At 67.8% G+C, this 22,620-nt stretch carries 15 protein-coding genes; 6 read left to right on the top strand and 9 right to left on the bottom strand.

The genetic code is table 11. The annotated features are described in order from the left end of the window. The first annotated feature begins 106 nt into the window (after positions 1-106). The 3 genes from OD997_RS15815 (at position 107) to OD997_RS15805 (ending at position 4,812) form a co-directional block, all read left to right on the top strand. Positions 107-2,047, top strand: coding sequence for an ABC transporter ATP-binding protein (locus tag OD997_RS15815; protein ID WP_434332539.1), 1,941 nt, complete (start codon positions 107-109; stop codon positions 2,045-2,047). Continuing rightward, positions 2,044-3,858 carry an ABC transporter ATP-binding protein gene (locus OD997_RS15810; RefSeq protein ID WP_434332538.1) on the top strand — a complete coding sequence of 605 codons (1,815 nt, stop codon included), beginning with the start codon at positions 2,044-2,046 and terminating at the stop codon, positions 3,856-3,858. Before OD997_RS15815 ends, OD997_RS15810 begins: the two co-directional genes overlap by 4 nt. A 150-nt stretch (positions 3,859-4,008) precedes the next feature. Then, positions 4,009-4,812, top strand: a complete 804-nt coding sequence (locus tag OD997_RS15805; RefSeq protein WP_434332537.1) for a hypothetical protein — start codon at positions 4,009-4,011, stop codon at positions 4,810-4,812. Positions 4,813-4,861: 49 nt separating this feature from the next. Here OD997_RS15805 and OD997_RS15800 read toward each other — a convergent pair whose 3' ends face one another. The 7 genes from OD997_RS15800 to OD997_RS15770 form a co-directional block, all read right to left on the bottom strand. Beyond that, positions 4,862-6,295, bottom strand: a complete 1,434-nt coding sequence (locus OD997_RS15800) for a GH1 family beta-glucosidase (RefSeq protein WP_434332536.1) — start codon at positions 6,293-6,295, stop codon at positions 4,862-4,864. After that, entirely contained in the window at positions 6,292-8,526 is a 2,235-nt protein-coding gene (gene yicI / locus OD997_RS15795; RefSeq protein ID WP_434332535.1) for an alpha-xylosidase, read from the bottom strand. The genes OD997_RS15800 and yicI overlap by 4 nt, the downstream gene beginning before the upstream one ends. Next, on the bottom strand, positions 8,526-9,413 hold the full coding sequence (locus OD997_RS15790; RefSeq protein WP_434332534.1) for a carbohydrate ABC transporter permease: 888 nt from the start codon (positions 9,411-9,413) through the stop codon (positions 8,526-8,528). The genes yicI and OD997_RS15790 overlap by 1 nt, the downstream gene beginning before the upstream one ends. Next, positions 9,413-10,378 (bottom strand): carbohydrate ABC transporter permease, encoded by a 966-nt coding sequence (locus tag OD997_RS15785; RefSeq protein ID WP_434332533.1) that lies wholly within the window; start codon positions 10,376-10,378, stop codon positions 9,413-9,415. Before OD997_RS15785 ends, OD997_RS15790 begins: the two co-directional genes overlap by 1 nt. Before the next feature lie 58 nt (positions 10,379-10,436). After that, positions 10,437-11,744 (bottom strand): ABC transporter substrate-binding protein, encoded by a 1,308-nt coding sequence (locus OD997_RS15780; RefSeq protein ID WP_434332532.1) that lies wholly within the window; start codon positions 11,742-11,744, stop codon positions 10,437-10,439. A 124-nt stretch (positions 11,745-11,868) separates the two neighbouring features. Then, positions 11,869-12,882, bottom strand: a complete 1,014-nt coding sequence (locus OD997_RS15775; RefSeq protein WP_434332531.1) for a LacI family DNA-binding transcriptional regulator — start codon at positions 12,880-12,882, stop codon at positions 11,869-11,871. A gap of 209 nt (positions 12,883-13,091) precedes the next feature. Further along, positions 13,092-13,550: a GNAT family N-acetyltransferase gene (locus tag OD997_RS15770; protein ID WP_056309050.1), complete on the bottom strand. Its 459-nt coding sequence runs from the start codon at positions 13,548-13,550 to the stop codon at positions 13,092-13,094. 181 nt (positions 13,551-13,731) lie between these two features. Here OD997_RS15770 and OD997_RS15765 point away from each other — a divergent pair, with 181 nt between their 5' ends. Beyond that, entirely contained in the window at positions 13,732-15,951 is a 2,220-nt protein-coding gene (locus tag OD997_RS15765; protein WP_434332943.1) for an NADP-dependent isocitrate dehydrogenase, read from the top strand. Between the two features lie 102 nt (positions 15,952-16,053). Here the strand turns inward: OD997_RS15765 and OD997_RS15760 are convergent, their stop codons facing one another. Next, positions 16,054-17,577, bottom strand: coding sequence for a L,D-transpeptidase family protein (locus tag OD997_RS15760; protein WP_434332942.1), 1,524 nt, complete (start codon positions 17,575-17,577; stop codon positions 16,054-16,056). Positions 17,578-17,675: 98 nt separating this feature from the next. Further along, complete coding sequence (locus tag OD997_RS15755) at positions 17,676-18,086, bottom strand: RidA family protein (protein ID WP_431074007.1); 411 nt, start codon at positions 18,084-18,086, stop codon at positions 17,676-17,678. Positions 18,087-18,111: 25 nt separating this feature from the next. Between OD997_RS15755 and OD997_RS15750 the strand changes: the two genes are divergently transcribed. After that, positions 18,112-19,329: an alanine racemase gene (locus OD997_RS15750; RefSeq protein ID WP_434332530.1), complete on the top strand. Its 1,218-nt coding sequence runs from the start codon at positions 18,112-18,114 to the stop codon at positions 19,327-19,329. Beyond that, positions 19,320-22,574, top strand: a complete 3,255-nt coding sequence (locus OD997_RS15745) for a family 20 glycosylhydrolase (protein ID WP_434332529.1) — start codon at positions 19,320-19,322, stop codon at positions 22,572-22,574. Before OD997_RS15750 ends, OD997_RS15745 begins: the two co-directional genes overlap by 10 nt. Positions 22,575-22,620 lie beyond the last annotated feature (46 nt).

The raw sequence follows: 22,620 nt of genomic DNA, 5'->3' as shown, positions 1-22,620 counted from the left end.
AGCCTTTCCGCACGCACGACTGCACCGGATGCCGGACTCCGAGAGTCCGTTCGCGCGTCCGCCCCCTTCAGCAACCGCTTCCCCATACGAAACTCGTCTGAGAGACATGTCTTCCTCGCCTTCATCGCAGAACGCCTCACCGTCTTCCACGCTCTCCACTCCCGCCGCATTGTGGCGCCTGAAGCCCTTCGTCAAGCCGGTCATCTGGCGCCTTGCCGGCGGTGCCGCCAGCGCGCTCGTCGCGGCGATCATCGCCCTGATGATCCCGATCGTGCTCGAGCAGATCATCCGCGGACCCGTTCAGGCGGGTGCGCTCGAGGGCATCGCCTGGGGAGCCCTCGCCGTCTTCGGCCTCGCCCTCGGTGAGGCTCTGATGGTGTGGCTGCGTCGGCAGTTCGTGCTCAACCCTGCGACGCAGGTCGAGTACAAGATGCGCACCGAGCTGTACTCGCGCCTGCAGACTCTTCCGGTCTCGTTCCACGACCGCTGGCAGTCTGGTCAGCTGCTGAGTCGCATGATGCAGGACATCGGTCTCATCCGCCGATGGCTCGCTTTCGGCCTCGTGCTGCTGGTGGTCAACATCCTCACGATCGTGATCGGCTCGGTGCTGCTGTTCCGCTGGCACTGGCTGCTGGGTGTCATCTTCATCGTGACCGCGATCCCGCTGTGGATCCGCGGCTACCTGTTCGAGAAGCGCTACGGCGCACTCACGCGTCGCAGCCAGGACCAGGCCGGCGACCTCGCGACCAGCGTCGAGGAGAGCGTGCACGGCATCCGCGTGCTCAAGGCGTTCGGTCGCGGCAAGCACGCGCTCAGCCGCTTCAGCCGCCAGGCCGAGACGCTGCGAGAGACCGAGATGAGCAAGGCCGGCGCGATCGCGTCGATCTGGTTCTGGCTCGACCTCATGCCGCAGATCGCCTTCGGTCTGAGTCTGATGTCGGGCATCTGGCTGATCTCACAGGGCGAGATCGACCAGGCGCAGCTGTTCGCGTTCTTCGCGATGGCCGTCGTGCTGCGGTGGCCGATCGAATCGATCGGATTCCTGTTCTCGTTCATGCTGGACGCGCGCACGGCGACCGACCGCGTGTTCGACATCTACTCGGAGACGAACTCGATCACCGACCCCGAGAACCCCGTGCACATCACGGAGCCGCGTGGCGAGCTCGCGTTCGAGGGAGCGCACTTCCGCTACCAGGATGCGGGAGCGCACGAGCGCGACCTGCTCGACGGCATCGACCTGGTGCTGCGCCCCGGCGAGACCATGGCGCTCGTCGGCCTCACCGGCAGCGGCAAGACCACGCTGACCACCCTGCCCACGCGTCTGTACGACGTCACCGGCGGCCGTGTCACGCTCGACGGCTTCGACGTGCGCGACCTGCCGCTCGCCGAGCTGCGTCAGCACATCGCCATGGCCTTCGAGGACGCGACGCTGTTCTCGGCGACCGTGCGCGAGAATGTGCTGCTCGGACGGGCCGACCTCGACGTGCACAGCGATGAGGCCGAGCGCGTGCTGCGCGAGGCGCTCGACGTCGCCCAGGCAGCGTTCGTGGACTCGCTCCCCGACGGCGTCGAGACGATCATCGGCGAAGAGGGGCTCAGTCTCTCCGGCGGTCAGCGTCAGCGTCTGGCGCTCGCTCGCGCCGTCGCGGCCAACCCCAAGGTGCTCGTCCTCGACGACCCGCTGTCTGCACTCGATGTCGACACCGAAGCTCTCGTCGAAGAGGCGCTGCGTCACGTGCTGGCCGACACCACGGCCCTGATCGTGGCACACCGCCCGTCGACGGTGGCTCTCGCCGACCGCGTGGCGCTGCTCGAAGCGGGCCGTGTCACCGCGGTCGGCACCCACACCGAGCTGCTCCAGACGAGCCGCCACTATCGGCACGTCATCTCGAGCCTCGAGGCGGAGGAGGCCGCGCGTACCGGCGCGATCCCGATCATCCGCGAGGAGGACGACGCGATCGACGAGGTCGCCGCCGCAGTCCGCGACGGAATCCGCGAGGAATCCGCCGACGAAGACATCATCACCGAGAAGGAGGTGCAGCGATGAGCTCCGCCATCACGGGAACACAGGACGAAGACCGCTCCCGCTACACCAAGGAGGAGAGCAGGGCGATCCGTCGCCGGTCCCTGCACCTGCTGGGCTCGCTCGTCCAGCCGCTGAAGCCGAGGATCGCGCTCGCCGCTGTCGTGCTGGTGATCTCCACCGCGCTGCAGGTGGCGGGGCCGATCCTGATCAGCATCGGCCTCGACCGTGCGCTGCCCGCAGTGCTCGAGCGCGCCGACTGGATGCCGACCTTCATGATCGGCGGCGTCTACCTGCTCGCAGGTGCCGTCGCCGCGGCGATGATCGCCTGGTACGTGATCATCGCGGCCAAGCTCACGCAGGCCGTGCTGCTGGACCTGCGCAAGAGGATCTTCCTGCACACCCAGCGGCTGAGCCTGGAGTTCCACGAGTCGTACACCTCCGGGCGCATCATCTCGCGACAGACGAGCGACCTCGACTCGATCAGGGAGCTCCTCGACGGCGGTCTCAACGAGCTCGTCTCCGGCGTGCTGTTCGGACTCTTCACCTTCATCGCCCTGTGCGTGTGGGATTGGCAGTCCGGACTCATCCTCGCGATCGGCGGCGTGCCGCTGTTCTTCCTGATGCGCTGGTTCTACTCGCGTTCGCAGCTCGTCTACCGCGAGTCACGCGTGATCAGCGCGAAGGTCATCGTGCAGTTCGTCGAGACCATGACCGGCATCCGCGCGGTGAAGGCCTTCCGCAAGGAGCCGCGCAACGACGTCGCGTTCCAGAAGATCGCGGGAGACTACCGCGACGTCAACCGTCGCTCGATGCTGCTTTTCGGCACGTTCGAGCCCGGCCTGATGGGCGTCGCCGCTCTCGTGCTCGGCATCGTCGTGCTGTGGGGCGGCATCCGTGTCTCGGAGGGGGCGCTCACGGTCGGTGTGCTGCTGTCGGCGGTGCTGTACGTGCGCAACTTCTTCGCGCCGATGCAGGAGATCGCGATGTTCCTGAACTCCTACCAGTCGGCCAACGCGGCCTTGGAGAAGGTGTCGGGTGTGCTCGAGGAGGTGCCGACGGTTCCGGACCCCGAGAAGCCGGTCGATCTCTGGGAGTCTCGCGGGCACATCGAGTTCGACGAGGTGACGTTCGGATACAACGGCGAGAAGACGATCCTGCCGAACTTCTCGCTCGACATCCCCGCGGGGCAGACGATCGCCCTCGTGGGCACGACGGGGGCGGGCAAGTCGACTCTGGCGAAGCTCATCTCGCGGTTCTACGATCCGTCGATCGGAAAGGTGACGCTCGACGGAGTCGACCTGCGCAACCTGCATCCGAAGGATCTCCGACGCGCCATCGTCATGGTGACGCAGGAGGCGTACCTGTTCAGCGGCACGGTCGCCGACAACATCGCCCTCGGCAAGCCCGACGCCTCGCTCGACGAGATCAGGGCGGCGGCGCGCGCGGTGGGCGCCGACGAGTTCATCTCGTCGCTGCCCGACGGCTACGGCACCGACGTGAACAAGCGCGGTGGTCGCGTCTCGGCGGGGCAGCGTCAGCTGATCTCGTTCGCCCGCGCGTTCCTCGCCGACCCGGCGGTGCTGATCCTCGACGAGGCCACGGCATCGCTCGACATCCCGTCGGAGCGCCTCATTCAGGATGCTCTGCAGACACTGCTGAAGGACCGTACGGCGATCATCATCGCGCACCGCCTGTCGACGGTTGCGATCGCCGATCGGGTGCTGGTCATGGAACACGGGGAGATCATCGAGGACGACACCCCCGAGACGCTGATCAGCGGAACGGGCAAGTTCGCCCAGCTGCACGCCGCCTGGCAGCAGACGCTGGTCTGACCGAGCCTGGCCCCGAGCCCTGCGCCTGACACCGAGGCCACGACCGATCTCCGGTCGTGGCTTCGGTCGTCGTCTCGGCTGTCGTCCCGTCGGCGGTCGTCCTGTCGGGCCGCCGGAGCGCTGACGCGTCGGTCTGGGTAGCATCGGAGTATGGACCCGCTGCTGCTCGCCGTCGAGTTGTGGTGGATCGCGCCCATCGCCGCGGGTGGGGCCGTCGCCGGCGCGGTCGGGTTGCGTCGCCGCAGCACGAAGAGCGGGCGCCGACTCGAGTACGACGCAGCCCGCCACGATCTCAAGGCCGCGCAGCAGGCGGTGGTCGACCGGCGGATGGCCGTGAAGCTGGCCAGAGCCGACGTCGCTCGCATCTCCGCCGAACGCAGTGCGCGCCGCGCGACCCCCGAACAGGTCGCCGGGGCCAAGAGGTTGCTCCGCGCCAAAGAGCACGACGCGAAGGCCGCGAGCGCCGACGTCCGTGCCAAGCAGGTGCGGCTCAGCGCCGCGCGTGCGGCGATCCCCTCGGCATCCGCACCGCGCCCCCTCGAACGGCTGCAGGCGCAGCACGACGCGATCGTCGTGCGTTGGATGCAGTACGAGACCGACGCCGGGCTTCAGATCGCCTACCCGGCCATGACCGATGTCAAACAGCCGGCCACGGCCGAGTATCTCCGCGCTGCACGGAACGCGGTCGAGGCCCGAAGGGCAGCCTCCGGTCGTGTCAGCGCCACGGACTACGCGGCGTATCGCGATGCGGTGGCCGATCTCGAGCGCGCTTTCGAAGCAGCGGAGCATTCGGCGAGAGTCCAGGCGGGCGAGGCGCCGCAACCGTCGTCGGCCTGGCAGGATGCCGCGCAGGACATGATCAGCCGATCCGCCGACGCCATCGACCGTGCGGCGGGCGCCGCGGCATCCGCACTCGCCGCCTGGAACGCCCGCAAGCGCCCCGACAAGCACTGACCGCCGCCTCCGAAGAGAAGACGGCGGTCAGCCCTGCTCGTGACGGGCGTCAGGCCCCGATCGTGCGTGAGGCGATGAGCTCGCGATACCAGTGCCCCGAGTCCTTCACGGTGCGCTCCAGCGAGTCGAAGTCGACGCGCACGATGCCGAAGCGCTTGGCGTAGCCGTATCCCCACTCGAAATTGTCGAGCAGCGACCAGACGAAGTAGCCGCGCAGGTCCACACCGCGTTCGAGCGCACGGTGCGCCGCGGTGAAGTGCCGCCGCAGGTAGTCGGTGCGCTCGGGATCGTGAACCGAGCCGTCGTCGGCGACCTCGTCCTCGAAGGCGGCGCCGTTCTCGGTGACCATCAGCGGCTGCGCGGGGAACTGGTCCGACAGCGAGACGAGCAGCTCCTCAAGCCCCTCGGGGGCGATGTTCCAGCCCATCGCCGTGTACGGCCCAGGCTGCTCGACGAACTCCACGAGCTGATCGCTTCCCGGCCAGGCCGTTCCCCCTGCCGCGCCCTTGTGGCCGTCGTTCTGCTGCTTCTCCGAGACCCCGTCCCACAGTCGCACGGTCGCGGTGGAGTAGTAGTTCACGCCCAGCACGTCGATCGGCTGATGGATCGCGGCGAGGTCGCCGTCGCGGACGAAAGACCAGTCGGTGACGGATGCCGTGTCGTCGAGAAGGTCTGCCGGATACTCGCCGCGGAGCATGGGGTGCGTGAACGCCCGATTCGCCAGGGCGTCGATGCGCCTCACGGCCTCGTCGGACCCGTCGCCGCGACCCCGGAGCACGTGGAAGTTGAGCGTCACCGAGTAGTCGGGATCGCCCGTCGACGTGGCACGGAGCGCCTGCAGAGCGCGCCCGTGAGCGAGGTTGAGGTGATGGACCGCGGAGAGAGCGGATGCCGGTTCGTGGCGCCCCGGCGCGTGGCCCCCCTGCCCATAACCCAGGTAGGCCGAGCACCACGGCTCATTGAGCGTCGTCCAGGTCTGCACACGGTCGCCGAGCGCCGCCCCCATGGCCTCGGCGTACCGCTCGAAGGCGTCGGTGGTGGCGCGGGAGGTCCACCCGCCGGCATCCTCGAGGTACTGCGGAAGATCCCAGTGGTACAGGGTGGCCACCGGGCGGATCCCGCGTTCGAGCAGCCCGTCGACGAGGCGTGAGTAGAAGTCGATCCCCGCCTGGTTCACCACCCCATCGGCCGCCGGCACGATCCGCGGCCAGGCGATGGAGAAACGGTAGGCCTCGAGGCCCAGGTCCGCCATGAGATCGAGATCGTCATCGACGCGGTGGTAGTGGTCGCACGCCACATCGCCGGTGTCGCCGTTCCACACCTTTCCGGGCGTGCGGCTGAAGGTGTCCCAGATCGACGGCGTCCGGCCGTCCTCACCTGCTGCTCCCTCGATCTGATACGACGCGGTCGCCGAGCCCAGGAGGAATCCCTCAGGGAGCACGAGGCCGGTGCCGCGGTAGTCGTCGGCGTGGGGGAGTGTCATCCCGTCACCTCCGACAGATCGGCCGAATACGTCCTCGACTCGCCGTCCGGACCGGTGACGGTCACGGTTGCCCTGCCCTCGCCGCCGCGGAAGACGCGGAGCCGCAGTCCGTCGTGATAGTCGTAGTCGGGTTTATCGGCGCGCGCACCCCACGGGAGAACGGTGCCGGGGCGCACATACAGCGGCAAGGAGTCGAAGCCGTGGGTCTCACGACGCCATCCGCCGCCCGTCACGGTCTCGCCGGTGAGGAGCGACGTCCATTCGCCTTCCGGCAGGTAGAACTCGACCTCCCCACTCTCGCTGAAGACCGGTGCGACGAGCAGGCTCGACCCGAGCATGTACTGCCGATCGAGGTATCCGACTGCGGGGTCGTGGGGGAATTCCAGCTGCATCGGGCGCATCAGCGGGATGCCCGTGCGCGAGGCATGGATGCCCTGCTGATAGAGGTACGGCATCAGCTGCATCTTGAGGTGCGTGAACCGGCGAGTGACGTCGACGGCCTCCTCATCGAAAGCCCAGGGGACTCGGTACGAGCTCGACCCGTGGAACCGCGAGTGCGAGCCGAGCAGGCCGAAGGCCGTCCAGCGCTTGAACACGCCGGCATCCGGTGTTCCCTCGAATCCGCCGATGTCGTGACTCCAGAACGCGAAGCCGCTCAATGCGAGCGAGAGGCCGCCTCGCAGCGTCTCGGCCATCGAGGTGTACGTCGAGGTGGAGTCGCCACCCCAGTGCACCGGCATGCTCTGACCGCCGGCCGTCGCCGAGCGGGCGAAGAGCACGGCGTCGTCCGCTCCGCGTGCGTCGGTCAGCACGTCGTGCACCGCGCGGTTGTACAGGTCGGTGTACAGGTTGTGCATCCGCTCCGGATCCGAGCCGTCGGCCCAGACGACGTCCGTGGGGATGCGCTCGCCGAAGTCGGTCTTGAAGCAGTCGACGCCCTGGTCGAGCAGCCGGCGCAGGTGCCCCTGGTACCACGCGGTGGCATCCGGGTTCGTGAAGTCGACGAGTCCCATGCCCGCCTGCCAGAGGTCCCATTGCCAGATGGTGCCGTCGGGTCGCAGGACGAGGAATCCCTGGTCGGCCGCCTCACGGAACAGGGGCGAGCGCTGGGCGATGTACGGATTTATCCACACGCACACCCGCAGATCCTTCTCGTGCAGCCGAGACAGCATGCCCTCCGCGTCGGGGAACACCCGCGGGTCCCATTCGAAGTCGCACCATTGGAACTCGCGCATCCAGAAGCAGTCGAAGTGGAACACCGACACCGGCAGCTCACGCGCGGCCATCTCGTCGATGAACGAGTTCACGGTCTGCTCGTCGTAGTCGGTCGTGAAGCTCGTCGAGAGCCACAGGCCGTAGGACCAGGCGGGCACGACCGGCGGGCGTCCGGTGAGCGCCGTGTAGCGTCCGAGCACGTCCTTGGGTGTGGGTCCGGCGATCACGAAGTACTCGAGAACCTCGCCCGCGACCGAGAACTGCACGCGCTCGACGGACTCCGACCCGATCTCGTAAGAGACATGACCGGGGTCGTTGACGAGGACGCCGTAGCCGCGGTTCGACAGATGGAACGGGATGCTCTTGTACGCCTGCTCGCTGGAGGTCCCGCCGTCGGCGTTCCAGATGTCGACGGACTGCCCGTTCTTCACCAGAGGTCCGAAGCGCTCGCCGAGGCCGTATACGAGCTCGCCGACTCCGAGGTCGAGCTGCTCGTGCACGAACGTCGACCGGGTCGGTGCGGTGCCGCCCTGTCGTGCGTTGTCGAGGATCCCTGCATCCACCTGGGCATCGGACGCGAGCCGGATGTACCCCTGTGCCTTGTGGCCGCTTCCGGTGACGCGTCGCCCGTCGACCTCGAAGGCGAGATCCCAGGGTGCCCCGGGGGCGATCCGTGCGACGAGAGATCCGGCGTCGAGGACGCCGCCGGATTCTGCGATCGACACGGTCGGTGCCCCAGAACCAGAACCGGGAAGATCGAAGCCTCCGTGCCAGCGGCCGCCCTCATGATGGGCGACCCGCACGCGGATGATGCCTTCGGCGGGGGAGGAGAGCGTGGTCGTCAGCACCGGGCGGTTCAGCGTGTCGCCGCGTTTGGCGATGGCCATGGTCGGAGCCGTGATGACGATGCCGGGCCCGTCGGGGGTGTCGCTGGTCTCGGCGATGTCGTAGGCCTCCTGCGCGTACAGCGCGGTGACGCCTGGTCGCAGTTGCCAGAACCCGTCGGTGAACTTCATTACTTGACTGCTCCTGCCGTGATGCCGCGTGTGAGGGTGCGCTGGAAGATGAGGAAGAAGATGAGCGTGGGAATGATGCCGAGGAGCGCCGAGGCGCTCGTGGTGGTGACGTCCATCAATCGGTCGCCCTGCAGCACGCTGATCGCGACCGGGACCGTCTGGTTCGCGTTCGAGGCGAGAAAAGTCAGGGGGATCAGGAACTCGTTCCACGTCCAGATGAAGAAGAAGATGAGCAGCACCGACAGCGTCGGGCGGCTGATCGGGAAGACCACGCGCCAGAGGATCTGCCAGCGGGTCGCCCCATCGAGCGAAGCGGCCTCGAGGATCTCCTTCGGGAACGTGCCGTAGACCGACGACAGCAGGTAGGTGCCGAACGCCGCCTGGATGACGGTGAAGACGATGATGACCGACCACACGTTGTCGTACAGTCCGACGGACTTGAACATGTAGTACAGGGGGTAGAGCAGCGCCTCCTGCGGCAGCAGGTTCGCAAGCAGGAACAGCAGCACGATCCAGCTGCGCCCGCGGACTCGGCCGATCCCGATCGCGAAGGCGTTCAGCATCGAGATGACGACGGCGAGAACCGAGACGACACCCGCGATGAAGAGTGAGTTCCAGACCTTCTCGGGGAAGTTCACGCGTTCCCAGAACTTGACGATGCCGCCGAAGTCGAGCGTCTCGGGGAACGCCAGAGGGCCGGACGTCGCATAGTCGACGGGCGACTTGAAGGAGTTCACCAGCACGAGGTAGAACGGAGCGATCACGAGGAGTGCGCCGATCACGACGAGCGCGAGCAGCAGCCAATCGATCGGGCGCTTCTTGGTCATGCCGCCGCGTGGGCGGACCTTCTGCGGCTTGCCGGTGACGATGGCGGTGGTCGCGTGCATCACAGACCCGCCCTTTCCTTGCGCTCGAGGGAGTTCTGGACGCGGATGAAGATGATCGACACGATCACCACGACGATCGTGAGCACGGTCGCGATGGTCGCGCCGTAGCCCACGTTCCGCTTGGTGAAGAACTCCTGGTACGCGTAGTACGCCGGGACGAGCGTCGCCCCTGCGGGGCCACCGCGCGTGATGATGTAGACCGGACCGAAGACCTTCAGTGCGGCGATCGTGCAGGTCAGCGTGACGACGAAGATCTCGGGGCGGATGATGCTCATCGTGATCGACGAGAACCGCTGGAACCAGTTCGCACCGTCGAGCTCGGCGGCCTCGTAGAGCTCGGGGTCCACCCGCTGGAGCGCCGCCATGAAGACGACCACGGGGTAGCCGAGCTGCACCCACACCATGACGACCATCAGCACGATGAGCGCTGAAGGCATCTGGCCGAGCCAGTCGTAGGCGGGCAGGCCGAACCACGCGAGGATCTGGTTGAGCGCTCCGTCGCCGCCGGGCCGCACGATCCAGCCGATCACGATGCCGGCGACCGCGATGGGGAGGATCTGCGGGAGGTAGTACGTGGCACGGAGGAAGCTGCCGACCTTGCCGCCGAACTTGCGTCCGACGACGTCGAAGAGGAGAGCGGCGACGATCAGGCCCACGATGGTCGGGACGACGACCATCGCGAGGATCATCCACACCGAGTTCGTGAACGACGTCCAGAAGTCGCTGTCGGTGAGGATCTTCTGCCAGTTCTCGAGCCCGATGAACTCCGGCGTGCGCACGCCCTTCCATTTGGTGAAGGTCAGGTACACGTTCCAGATCAGTGGCACGATGACGACGACGAGCAGAAGAACGAAGCCAGGAAGCAGGTACATCCAGTAGGCCCCGGTCCCGCCACTGCGCTGCGGGATCGACGGCTCTTCGGGCGGCAGCTTCGTGCGGCCCTCGCGGCGTGTGATGAGTGACATCTTCATCTCCAGGAGGATGCGGGGGCGGAGCCGTGCGGCCGCCGCCCCCGCGAGTGGATCAACGGAATTCCGAGGTGCCCTCGTCGTACTGCTCGCCGAGGTTCTTGTTGGTGGTCTCAGCGTCCTGCGAACCGGTGATCAGACCCTGCAGCTGCTGCACGATCACGTCGTAGAAGCCGGGGGCGGGCCAGTCCGGGTAGAACGAGAGCCCGTCGGCGTCGAGGACGCCGTTGAACGTCTCGATCAGGGCCGCGCTCTTCTCATCGGTGATGTCCGCGGTCTCCGCGGCGACGGGCAGACCGCCGTTGTTGCCGATGATCGCCTGGATCTCGGGGCGCATCGTGATGTCGATGAACTTGTACGCGAGATCCTTGTTCGCGGCGTTCTCGGGGACGACCCAGAGGTTGCCGGACGACCCGAGCGACAGGTCTGCGCCAGGGAAGGCCGTCATGGTCCAGTCGAAGCCGGTGGCCTCCGAGACGAAGCGGCCGAACCACCAGGAACCCGACACGAAGATCGGCGAGGTGCCGTTGATGAACGAGACGCCGGCGTCCTCGGCCTTGACGGAGGACACATCCGAGGCGATGTACCCCTTGTCCATGTACTCCTGAAGAGTCTCGGTCGCCGAGGTGACCTCGGGGCCCTGCCAATCGACCTCTCCGTCATAGAGCTGGTACGAATCCACGAAGCTGCGGTCGCCCTCGAGCAGCGCGAGCTGGTACCAGAGCTGACCGAGCGGGTACTCGGCGCCGGCCTCGGCGAGCGGCGTGACGCCCTGCGCCACGAACGCGTCGAGAACGTCGACGAACTCCTCGTAGGTGGTGGGGATCTCGAGTCCCGCCGCCGCGAAGGCATCCTGGTTGTAGTAGACGCCGACGAACTCGCCGTAGTTCGGGATGCCGAACCACGTGTCGCCGCCCATGACGCCGTCTTCCGAGTACTTCGCGGTGGTCTGCAGCGACGGTGCGAGCTTCTCGTCCCAGCCGTACTCCTCGACCGCATCCGAGATGTCGGAGATCAGCCCGGTGGAGGCGAGGAAGCCGGCTGTCGCATTGCCCTTGTTGAACTCCATGAGGTCGGGTGCGGCGTCGGTGTCGAGCACCTGGCTGGCGGTCTTCTGGATCTGCTCGAACGACTTCTCCTCGAACTCGACGGTCGCGCCGGTCTCCTCTTCGAAGATGGTGATCGCTTCGGCCCAGGCCTTGCCCATGGCGCTGTCGGCGCCCTCGTAGTGCCAGAGCTTCAGAGTCTGCCCGTCGCCGCCATCGTCGGATGATCCTGCGGTGCAGCCGCTCAGCGCGATGCCGGTCACGGTGAGAGCGGCGAGAGCCGCCAACGTCTTCGTCCTGCGGATATTGCGTGCCATCGTCGGCACTCCTTTCTCGGTGGCCCTGAGGCCGGACACATCGGTGGGTCGGGTTTTCAGTTGTGAGGAAGCCATCGTCGAAGCGTTTCGATGACGGCGATGCGGAAGTCTGTTCCGCCCGTGGTCACTCGCGTGCGCGAGCCACGGAACCGGCGGAGTGGTACTCGGGAGGGATGAGGTGGATCTGAGCGCGCATGCCCGGCTCCTCCAGGTGCCGCACGGCGAGATCCACGGCGAGCTCGCACGACTGCTGCGGCACGAGGGGGATCGTGTCGATCGGGACGGGGAGAGCGGAGGTGTCGAAGGATGCTGCGGCAGAGATCACCGAGACGTCCTCGCCGACGCGCAGTCCCCGCGCGGAGAGGGTCTCGAGGAGAGCTTCGTGCACGTCGCCGACGGCATGCACGATGAACGCGCGGTCACCTCGGTCGAGAGCCTTCTCGACGGCGGCGCGGACGGCGGAGGCGTCCGTGGTCGTCACTCCGGTCGTCGCCCACTCGAGAGTGAGGCCCCGCTCCCTCGTGCGGCTCTGCACTCCGCGCAGCAGTCGACGGGGGAAGTTCGACTTGCGGTAGGAGACCTCGGTCTGCCCGAGCATCGTGACTGCGGTGTGGCCCGCATCCGCGAGCCGATCCACGGCGAGGTGACCTGCGGCCTCGAAGTCGAGGTCGACGCACGTGAGACCGGCTGCCTCGTCAGGGATTCCGATGAAGACCGTGGGAGAGCGCAGCGAGCGGGCGATGTCGGCCCGCTCGTCATCCGGGGCGACGTCGAGCACGAGGATGGCGTCGACGAGGTTGCTCGCGGCCACGCGATTCATGCCCTCCGACGCCTGCTCGTCCGTGAGCAGGAGGATGTCGTACCCGCGGCGCCGAGCGGCGACGGCGGTCGCGAGGACGAAGGCCATGTGCGTCGGTGCGTGCGTGTCGGCGCGCAGCGGCTCGGTCAGGCCGAAGATGCTCGTGCGGCGTCCGGCGAGCATCCGTGCTCCCGCATCCGGCTCGTAGCCCAGTGTCTGCACGGCGTCTTCGATGCGGCGTCGGGTCTTCTCTGATACGGGGCGCTTGCCGCTCAGCGCGTAGGAGACCGTGCTGATCGATACGCCGGCGGCCTCGGCCACCTGGTGGATCGTCGTCATCAGGACTCCATCGTCGCTCGTGTGTGATCGTCGAAGCGCTTCGCTTGCGCCTCTGGAGCGATGATAGGCACGCGGGGGAGTCGAGCGCAAGCCTTTTGTGGTCACTCGCAACAAATTAGTTCACGCACTCGCGGGAGCGTTCCCACGAAGAGACCGGACAGGGCGACGGGGCCTCGATGGGGGAGGGGATTCGAAACCCCGCCGCCGGTCTATGAAGTGATGCGGATCTGCGCGATGACTTCCGAGTACTCGGTCTCGCCGACCGGAGTGAACCCGACGCGGAGGAAGAACGCCTCCGGGCCGTCTTCTCCGGCTTCATAGATGACGTTGACGTGATCGAAGTCGCGCGCACGCGCCTCTTCGAGAAGGCTCTCGACCGCGAAGCGTCCGACACCCTTGCCCTGGCCCTCGGCATCGACGTTGATGCGCCACAGGACCGAGCGGAAGTGCTCCTCTGGAGCCTCGGCATCGAAGTTGGCGCTGACGAACCCGACGACGTGATCGCCGTCCAGGACGACCCGCTGCCAGGAGGTCTGCGGATTGATGACGGTCGCAGCGATGCCGTAGGACACCGGAGCGAGGAACTGCTCCTGTCCGGGTTTGAGCGACAGGTTGTTCACGGCGACGATCGTCGCAGCGGAGAGTTCGACCATGCGCAGTTCGGACATAGTCACAGGCTAACCCCTTCGGTGGTCACCTGTGCGGAAACGTCGACTTTCGTCAGGGGTGGGCGAGTGTGCGACGTCGGAAGTCGATGCGCGCCCCGACCGGTCGGCGGACATGCGTCGGGAGCGCCTCAGGTATCTTGGTATCGAGACAAATATGCCCTCGCGAACGGAGAACCTCCTGGTGACCGACGACGCCATCATCTACACCTACACGGACGAGGCTCCGGCTCTCGCCACCGCCTCCTTCCTGCCGATCATCAAGGCCTACACGGGTCAGGCGGGCATCGAGGTCGAGACCCGCGACATCTCGCTCGGCGGCCGCATCCTCGCGGCGTTCCCGCAGAAGCTCACGCCCGAGCAGCAGGTCGGCGATTCGCTCGCCGAACTCGGTGGCCTCGCCACGCTGCCCGAGGCGAACATCATCAAGCTCCCGAACATCTCGGCCTCGATCCCGCAGCTCAAGGGCGCGATCGCCGAGCTGCAGTCGCAGGGATACGACATCCCGGACTTCCCGGACGAGCCGTCCTCGCTCGAGGAGAAGGACGTCCGCGCACGTTACGACCGCATCAAGGGATCCGCGGTCAACCCGGTGCTCCGCGAGGGCAACAGCGACCGCCGTGCGCCTCTGGCGGTGAAGAACTACGCCAAGAAGCACCCGCACCGCAACAAGCCCTTCGCCGAGGGCTCGAAGACGCGCGTCGCCACACTCGGCCACGACGACTTCAAGCACAACGAGCGCTCGTGGGTCGCCGCTCATGACGACGTGCTGAGCTTCCGCCACACCGCCGCAGACGGCACCGTGACGGTCCTCAAGGAGGGGCTCAAGGTCCTGCCGCGCGAGATCATCGACGCCACGTTCCTGTCTGCCGAGCACCTCGACGCCTTCCTCGCCGAGACGTTGGAGACGGCCAAGAACGACGACGTCCTCTACTCGGTGCACCTCAAGGCCACGATGATGAAGGTCAGTGACCCGATCATCTTCGGTCACGTCGTTCGCGCCTTCTTCAAGGACGTGTTCGCGCAGTACGGCGACAAGCTCGCCGCTGCGGGTCTGAACGCCAACGACGGCCTCGGCTCGATCCTCGCGGGCCTCGGAGACATCGCCGGCGGCGACGAGATCGCGGCCGCGTTCGACAAGGCCATCGCCGAGGGGCCGCGTCTGTCGTACGTGAACTCCGACAAGGGCACCACGAACCTGCACGTCCCGAGCGACGTGATCGTCGACGCCTCGATGCCCGCGCTCGTGCGCAACGGCGGCAAGCTGTGGGGCAAGGACGGCGGCGAGGCGGACACGCTCGCAGTCATCCCCGACTCCTCGTACGCGAGCGTCTACCAGGCGGTCATCGACGACGTGATCGCGAACGGCCCGCTCGACCCCGCCACCATCGGAACGGTCCCGAATGTGGGGCTGATGGCGCAGGCGGCCGAGGAGTACGGCAGCCACGACAAGACGTTCGAGATCCCTGCGGCAGGCACCGTCCAGGTCCTCGACAGCGAGGGCACCGTGCTGATCGAGCACGAGGTCGGCGCCGGCGACATCTGGCGAGCCACCCAGACCAAGCACATCCCGGTCATGGACTGGGTCAGGCTTGCCGTCTCCCGTGCTCGTGCGACCGGCGACCCGGCCGTGTTCTGGCTCGACGCCAACCGTTCGCACGACGCGCAGATCATCGCCAAGGTGCACCAGGGACTCGCCACGCTCGACATCAAGGGCCTGACGATCACGATCCTCGCCCCCGAGGAGGCCACTCGCTACACGCTCGCGCGTATGCGTCACGGCCTCGACACCATCTCGGTGACGGGCAACGTGCTGCGCGACTACCTGACCGACCTGTTCCCGATCCTCGAGGTCGGCACGAGTGCCAAGATGCTCTCGATCGTGCCGCTGCTCGCGGGCGGCGGCCTGTTCGAGACCGGTGCCGGAGGCTCCGCTCCCAAGCACGTGCAGCAGCTCGTCGAGGAGAACTACCTGCGCTGGGACTCGCTGGGCGAGTTCTTCGCTCTCGCCGCGTCGCTCGAGCACTTCGCCGACCGCACCGGCAACGAGAAGGCGCGCGTTCTCGCGGAGACGCTGGATGCGGCGACCGGGATCTTCCTCGAAGAGGACCGTTCACCCGGCCGCGCACTCGGCACGATCGACAACCGCGGAAGCCACTTCTACCTCGGCCTCTACTGGGCGCAGGAGCTGGCGAAGCAGACGAAGGACGCCGAGCTCGCAGCGGCGTTCGCTCCGATCGCCGCCACGCTCACCGAGAACGAGGAGACGATCGTCTCCGAGCTCAACGCCGTGCAGGGCAAGGCTGTCGAGATCGGCGGCTACTACCGCCCCGACGACGCGCTCGTCACGGCCGTCATGCGCCCCTCCGCGACGCTGAACGGCATCGTCGACGCCCTGAACTGAGGGACAGCAGAAAGGGCCGGATGCGTGAGCATCCGGCCCTTTCTCGCGTCCTCTCGGAGACGATGCGCGCCCGTGGCTGCCCCGCTCAGCGGAGCTCGGAGGTCAGTTGTGGACCGAGACCTCGAGGCCGACCGGCGACCACTCGTACACGAACTTGGCGACGTCGATCGGCATGTTCACGCACCCGTGGCTGCGAGGGGATCCGAAGGCATTGTGCCAGTAGGTGCCGTGGAAGCCCTCGTCGCCGTTGAAGTACGTGACCCACGGGACGTTCGGCGTCTCGGTGATCGAGCCGTCAGGTTCACGGCTCTTCATAGTCTGCATCCGCACGTGCGCGTAGACCTTGAAGTTTCCGGTGTCGGTGGGCGTCGCGCTCTTTCCCGAGGAGATCTTCCAGGAGCGCACGACGGCGCCGTTCTCGATGAGAGTCGCCGTCTGCGAACCCAGATCGACATCGATCTTGCGAACCAGGTTGACGGACTCGAAAGGGGTCTCGGAGACCGTGATCGGAATGACGCCGTCTCCGGCTTCCAGCTTCGACGCGACCTCGGAGGCGAGGTTCGACGTATCGCCGATCGCGCGACCGTTGATGCCCTCGGACTCGGTGCGGAGGATCTTGCCCGAGGAGTCGACGATGTTCGTCGCGTTGACGGGCGCGCGGTCGACCGCGGCGGGGAGCCCGGCGATCGTGGCCTGGATCGCCGTCTCGTCGGCGACGATGCGGAGCTCGCCGTCTTCGTCGACGACCGAGAACCAGGTCGAGGCGGTCGCGGCATCCACCGGAACGGTGCGCTCTTCACCGATGTAGAAGCCGATCGTGCCGAGCATGGTGTTCAGCGACGTCGCGACGGTCGTGGCGTCCTCATCGGTGACAGCCGGAGCGGCCTCGGCGGGATCGCCTGGGAACTCGAGGCTGCTGCCGCCGTCGGCGATGGTGTCCACCATGGCGGCGGCGAGTGCGTCGACGTCGACGGCGGTGCCGGTGGCGGACGGCGTGATGACGTAGGCACCTGTCGCCGCGTCGAACACGACGCCGGCGTCCAGGGGGTCTTCGAAGCTCGACGGCACAGCCTCACGGAGTGCGGAGTCCGCCTTCGCCGGGTCGAGGGTGATCTCGGCGGGGACGGGGTCACCCATCCACATGCTCACGTTCCAGAGCGGTCGCTCGGCGAACGCCTGGTCGGCGAGAGCTGTCGCGTCGATCGTGGCGCCGAGGTCCGCCCCGGTGAGCACGGCGTCGTCGCCTGCGCCGGTCAGCGTGATCTCGGTCTGGGAGACGTGCGCCTGGATGGTGTCCGCCGCGGCGCCGGGCGTGAGCCAGCCCACGGGAATCCCGGCGACGGTCGTGCCCGGTGCGATGAGGATCATCGACGCAGCGCCTGCGCCGAGAGCCAGGACGCCGACCCCGAGGCCGATCCAGAGGCCGAGGCGCTTCTTCTTGGGAGCGGGTTCGATGGGTGCCCAGGCGAGTTCCGGGTCGCCGCCGTTCGGCGGCACCGAGTCGGTGGGCGTATCGCCGGCGGAGTGTGTGGGCGCGACAACGGTGGGCCGGTCGCCGGAGGCGGTCGCCTCGGTCAGCTTCTCGGTCTTCGCATCCTGCGCTGAGATCAGATCGGTCACGAACATCACCCCCCGGTTTCTCGCGTGTCCTTAGCGATATGCTACGCGATCGCAGGTAACGGGGAGGCAACGGTCCACAGCTCGGGGGTGAATCCCCCCGTCGATCAGTCCGAGACGACCGCGAGCCCGTCGATCTCGACCAGCATCTCTTCACGGGGCAGACCTGTGAAGACCGTGGTCCGCGAGGGCAGCGGCACGCCGCTGGTGGTGTGCGCCGTGACGAACTCGCCGTACGCATCGTTCATGATCGAGAAGTCCTCCCGCTTGGTGAGGTACACGCGCAGCATCACGACGTCGTCGAACGTCGCGCCGGAGGCCTCGACGATCGCCTTGACGTTCTCGAGGGTGCGAGTGGTCTGCGCGGCGACGTCGCCGGGGAAGAGATACTCGTTGGTCTGGGGGTCGACGGGCCCCTGGCCGGAGACCTGCACGATCGGACCCTTGCGGATGCCCTGGGAGAACGTGTGGGCGGGAGCGGGGGCGGCGTCGGTCGAAACGCGGATCTTCGCAGTCATGTGACCAGCCTAGTAGCCTTGTTAGATGCCTCTACAAATCCCGGATCCTGTTCTCGGCCCCTGGACCAAAGGTTTTCCCGCGCACGCCTCGGGCCTGCGTCTCTCGGAGGTGCCGGGGGCGGATCTGCACCTGTCGGACCTCGTGACCCCTGTGCTGACCGTGCATGAGGCGGCGCTCGCCCACAACGAGTCGACCGTGTTCGGCTGGGCGGCGGCGCAGGGGGTGCTGCTGGCCCCGCACGGCAAGACCACCATGGCGCCGGCGCTCTGGCAACGACTGCTCGATGCGGGGGCGTGGGGCATCTCGGTCGCGACGCCGTGGCAGGCCGAGGTTGCCGTCGACGCCGGGGTCAGAACCGTCCTGATCGCGAATGCCGTCACCGATGCTGCGGCGGCGCGCCACCTCGGCGACCTGCTCGCCGAAGACGACGGCCTCCGCATCCTCTGCTGGGCGGACTCAGAGGTGACCGTCGGCATCCTCGCCGGCGCGCTCGTTGACGCACCGCGTCCCCTCGACGTCCTCGTCGAGCTCGGCGGGGCCGGAGGCCGCACGGGAGCGCGCACCCTGGAGGAGGGGGAGCGCATCGCGCGGGCGATCACCGCCTCACCGGGCCTCCGACTCGCCGGAGTCACGGGCTACGAGGGGCCGTTCGGTCCGGATCGTAGTGACGCGTCAGTCGCATCCGTCGATGCGTATCTGTCGACGCTCGTGCAGCTGCACGAGCGCCTCACCTACCCGAGCGGCATCCGCCCCGTGCTCAGCGCCGGCGGAAGCTCGTTCCCCGATCGCGCTGCCGCGATCCTGGCCCCTCACCGCGACGACGCCGACATCGTGCTGCGGTCGGGGGCGTTCCAGATCCACGACGACGGCTTCTACTCGCGGATGTCCCCGTTCGGCGCGCTGACGTCGACGGATCCGCTCCGCTCGGCCATGCATGCCTGGTCGAGGGTCGTGTCTCAGCCCGAGGACGGGCTCGCCCTGCTCGACGCCGGGCGCCGCGATGTGCCGTTCGATCTCGACCTGCCGGTGCCGCAGAGCGTCGAGGGCGAGATCACGGCGCTCAACGACCAGCACGCCTTCCTGAGCCTCGCGCCCGGGGCATCGGCCTCGCAGGGCGACGTGGTGCGACTCGGGCTCTCGCACCCGTGCACCGCCTTCGACAAATGGCGGGTCGTCGCGGTCATCGATGACCCGGATGCGGCGGATCCGCGTGTCATCGGAGCGGTGGCGACATGCTTCTGAGCAGCGAGAAGCCGGTGAGGATCTACCGAGGCGCCACAGTGGTGGACGGCACCGGGGCGGACCGCTTCATCGCCGACGTCGTGGTCGAGGGCGCGCGCGTCGTCGCCGTCCTTCCTCAGGGAGACGAGCGCCCGCTCGAGCTCCCGGCCGATGCCGTCGAGATCGTCGCCACGGGGCTGGTGCTCGCACCCGGGTTCATCGACATGCACGCCCACAGTGAACTGGCGGTCCTCCGGGGCGCGAGTCACGAGGCGAAGATCCGCCAGGGGGTGACTACCGAAGTGCTCGGGCAGGACGGCCTGGGCTACGCACCACTCGACGACGCGACCGCGGCCGTCATCCCGGCGCAGATCGCAGGCTGGAACGGCGTTCCCGACGACGTCCCGTGGCGCTCGATGGACGACCTGCTCGCGGCGATCGACACCGTCTCCGTCGCCAACGCCGCGGTGCTGGTTCCCCAGGGCAACCTCCGGATGATGGTCGTCGGGCACGAGAACCGCGCGGCGACCGCAGGCGAGATCACCGAGATGTCAGACATCCTGGGCGCGGCGATGGACGCCGGCGCGTTCGGGATGTCGAGCGGATTGACCTACACGCCGGGGATGTACGCCGATACCGCTGAACTCGAGGCGCTCTGCCGGATCGTCGCCGAGCGGGGCGGATACTGGGCGCCTCACACTCGCAGCTACGGCGGGGCGGCGCTCGACGCCTACCGCGAGGCGCTCGACATCGGACGACGGACCGGATGCCCCATCCACCTCACGCACGCGACGATGAACTTCGCGCCGAACCGCGGCCGCGCGGCCGAGCTGCTTGCCCTCGTCGACGCGGCCGTCGACGACGGGGTGGACGTCACTCTCGACACCTATCCGTACCTCCCCGGTGCCACGACCCTCGCGGCGCTGCTGCCGAGCAGGCTCGCGGAGAGCGGCGATCTGCTCGGCACGATCGCCGCGCTCGACGACGCCGCGCGAGAGGACGTGCGCGTCGAGCTGGAAGAGATCGGATGCGACGGATTCCACGGCGAGCGTGCTGACTGGGACGCCATCCAGATCTCCGGAACCGCCGATGCGGGCCTCGCGGACCTGGTGGGCCGCACCGTCTCCGAGATCGCCTCGTCGTCGGGACGGCGTGCCGTGGACGTGGTGCTCGACACGATTCTCGCGGATGCCGGGGCGACGGGCATCCTGATGCACATCGGCGACGAGGACAACGTCCGTGCCATCATGCGGCACCCCCGACACAGCGGCGGCAGCGACGGGATCCTGATCGGCGCGCGGCCTCATCCCCGAGGTCGGGGCACCTTCCCCCGCTACCTCGGGCACTACGTGAGAGAGCTCGGAGTACTCACCCTCGAAGAGGCGGTCCGGCACCTGTCCGGCACACCGGCTTCGCGTCTCGGCCTCGACCGGGGCGATGCGCCGCGGGGGATCATCCGCGAAGGAGCGACCGCCGATCTGGTGCTGTTCGACCCGGAGACCATCGCGGCCGGGGCGACCTTCGAATCACCGCACGACGCTCCACTCGGGATAGTCGAAGTGCTCGTCGACGGAGTGCCGGTGGTCACGGACGATTCGGTCACAGGATCGACGCCGGGTCGTGCTCTGCGCATGATCCCGCCCGCGCACCGCGCCACCGTTCCCCTCGCGTCGTTCGAGATCGACGCGACCGCACCACCGTTCCGCTGGACGGCGCGCACTCCGGTCGTCGCGCCGGTGTCGCTCGCTGCGACCGCTGCTCGCCTGAGCGATCCTCAGGAGAACGAGAGATCGGGTCCCGCGATCGCACTCCGCGTGGATGAGTCCCTGGCAGGGGAGCCGTTCGCGAGCGGACGCATCGGCGACGAGGCCTTCCGGGTGGAGGTCTCCGCGTCAGGGATCGAGGTCAGCGGCGCGAGCCCTGCGGGAGTCTTCCGGGGCGTCACGGTGCTGCGGCAGCTGCGCGAACCCGGTGCGGAGCAGTCGCGCATCCCCGCAGGAACGTGGCAGGGCGCTCCGGCCCATCGCTGGCGCGGCGTCATGCTCGACGTCGCCAGGCACTTCCGCCCGGCCGACGACCTGCGCCGGCTGGTGGACCTGCTCGCCGACCACCACCTCACCGTGCTGCACCTGCATCTGACCGATGATCAGGGCTGGCGCTTCGAGGTGCCCGGATTCCCGAGGCTGACCGAGATCGGCGCTCGCCGCGAGTCGACGCAGCGGGGGCACGGCCCGCTCGCCACCGTCGAACCCGGCGTGCACGAGGGGCATTACACGGATGCCGAGTTGCGCGAGCTGGTCGCGTACGCCGCCGAGCGCTTCGTCACGATCGTGCCGGAGGTCGAGCTGCCGGGGCACATCCAGGCGGGCTTGGCCGCCTACCCGGAGCTCGGCAACACCGACGTGGGCGAAGCGGTGACGGCGCCGTGGGAGCGGTTCGGCGTGAATCCTCGGACCCTCGCTCCGACGGAGGATGCTCTCGCGTTCGGACGAGCCGCGATCGACGCGCTGTGCGACCTGTTCGACTCGTCGTGGATCGGGATCGGCGGTGACGAGGTGCCGGTGACCGAGTGGGCGCAGAGCGCGGCCGCGGGGAAGCGGATGCGCGAGCTGGGTCTTGCGACACCGCACGACGTCCAACCGTGGTTCACGTCGCACTTCGTCGCACACGTGCGAGCTCGTGGCCGCACGGCGCTGGCGTGGGACGAAGTGCTGGAGGGTGACGTTCCCGACGGCGTCGAGATCCTCGCCTGGCGCGGTCCGGTCGCGATGCGCGCAGCGCTGCGGCGCGGCATCCCGGTCATCGCGTGTCCCGACCTCGAGGTGTACCTCGACTACCCCCAGTCCGATTCGGCCGAGGAGCCGATCCGGGTCGGGCCGCCGCTTTCGATCGAACGCGCATACGCGCTGCGCATCGAGGATGGCGCCTCCGGTGGCCAGGCCAACGTCTGGACCGAGCATCTGCCGACCAGGGACCGCGTCGACTTCGCGATGTTCCCGAGACTCGCGGCGATCGCGGAGCGACTCTGGGACGGTGGTGATCCGCCTCCGTTCGAGGGCTTCGCCCGACGGCTGCCCGCACACCTCCGCCGCCTCGCCGACACAGGGGTGCGGTATCGTCCTCTCGACGGGCCGACGCCTGTGCAACGGCGTCCCGGAGTGCCGGGGAAGCCGCTCACGCGGGAGGCACGGGAGGAGATCGTGGCAGGTCTCGTGGCTCGTCTGAATGACCCGTCCGCAAGTGCCGACGAGCCGCTCTCGGCATAATGTAACGTTTCCGTAACCCTCCCTGTGCTACACGAGGCAGGGGTTG

This window comes from Microbacterium sp. CGR1, from assembly GCF_051062835.1.
Classification (GTDB): Bacteria; Actinomycetota; Actinomycetes; order Actinomycetales; family Microbacteriaceae; genus Microbacterium.
This window is presented reverse-complemented; position numbering and strand designations above follow the sequence as displayed.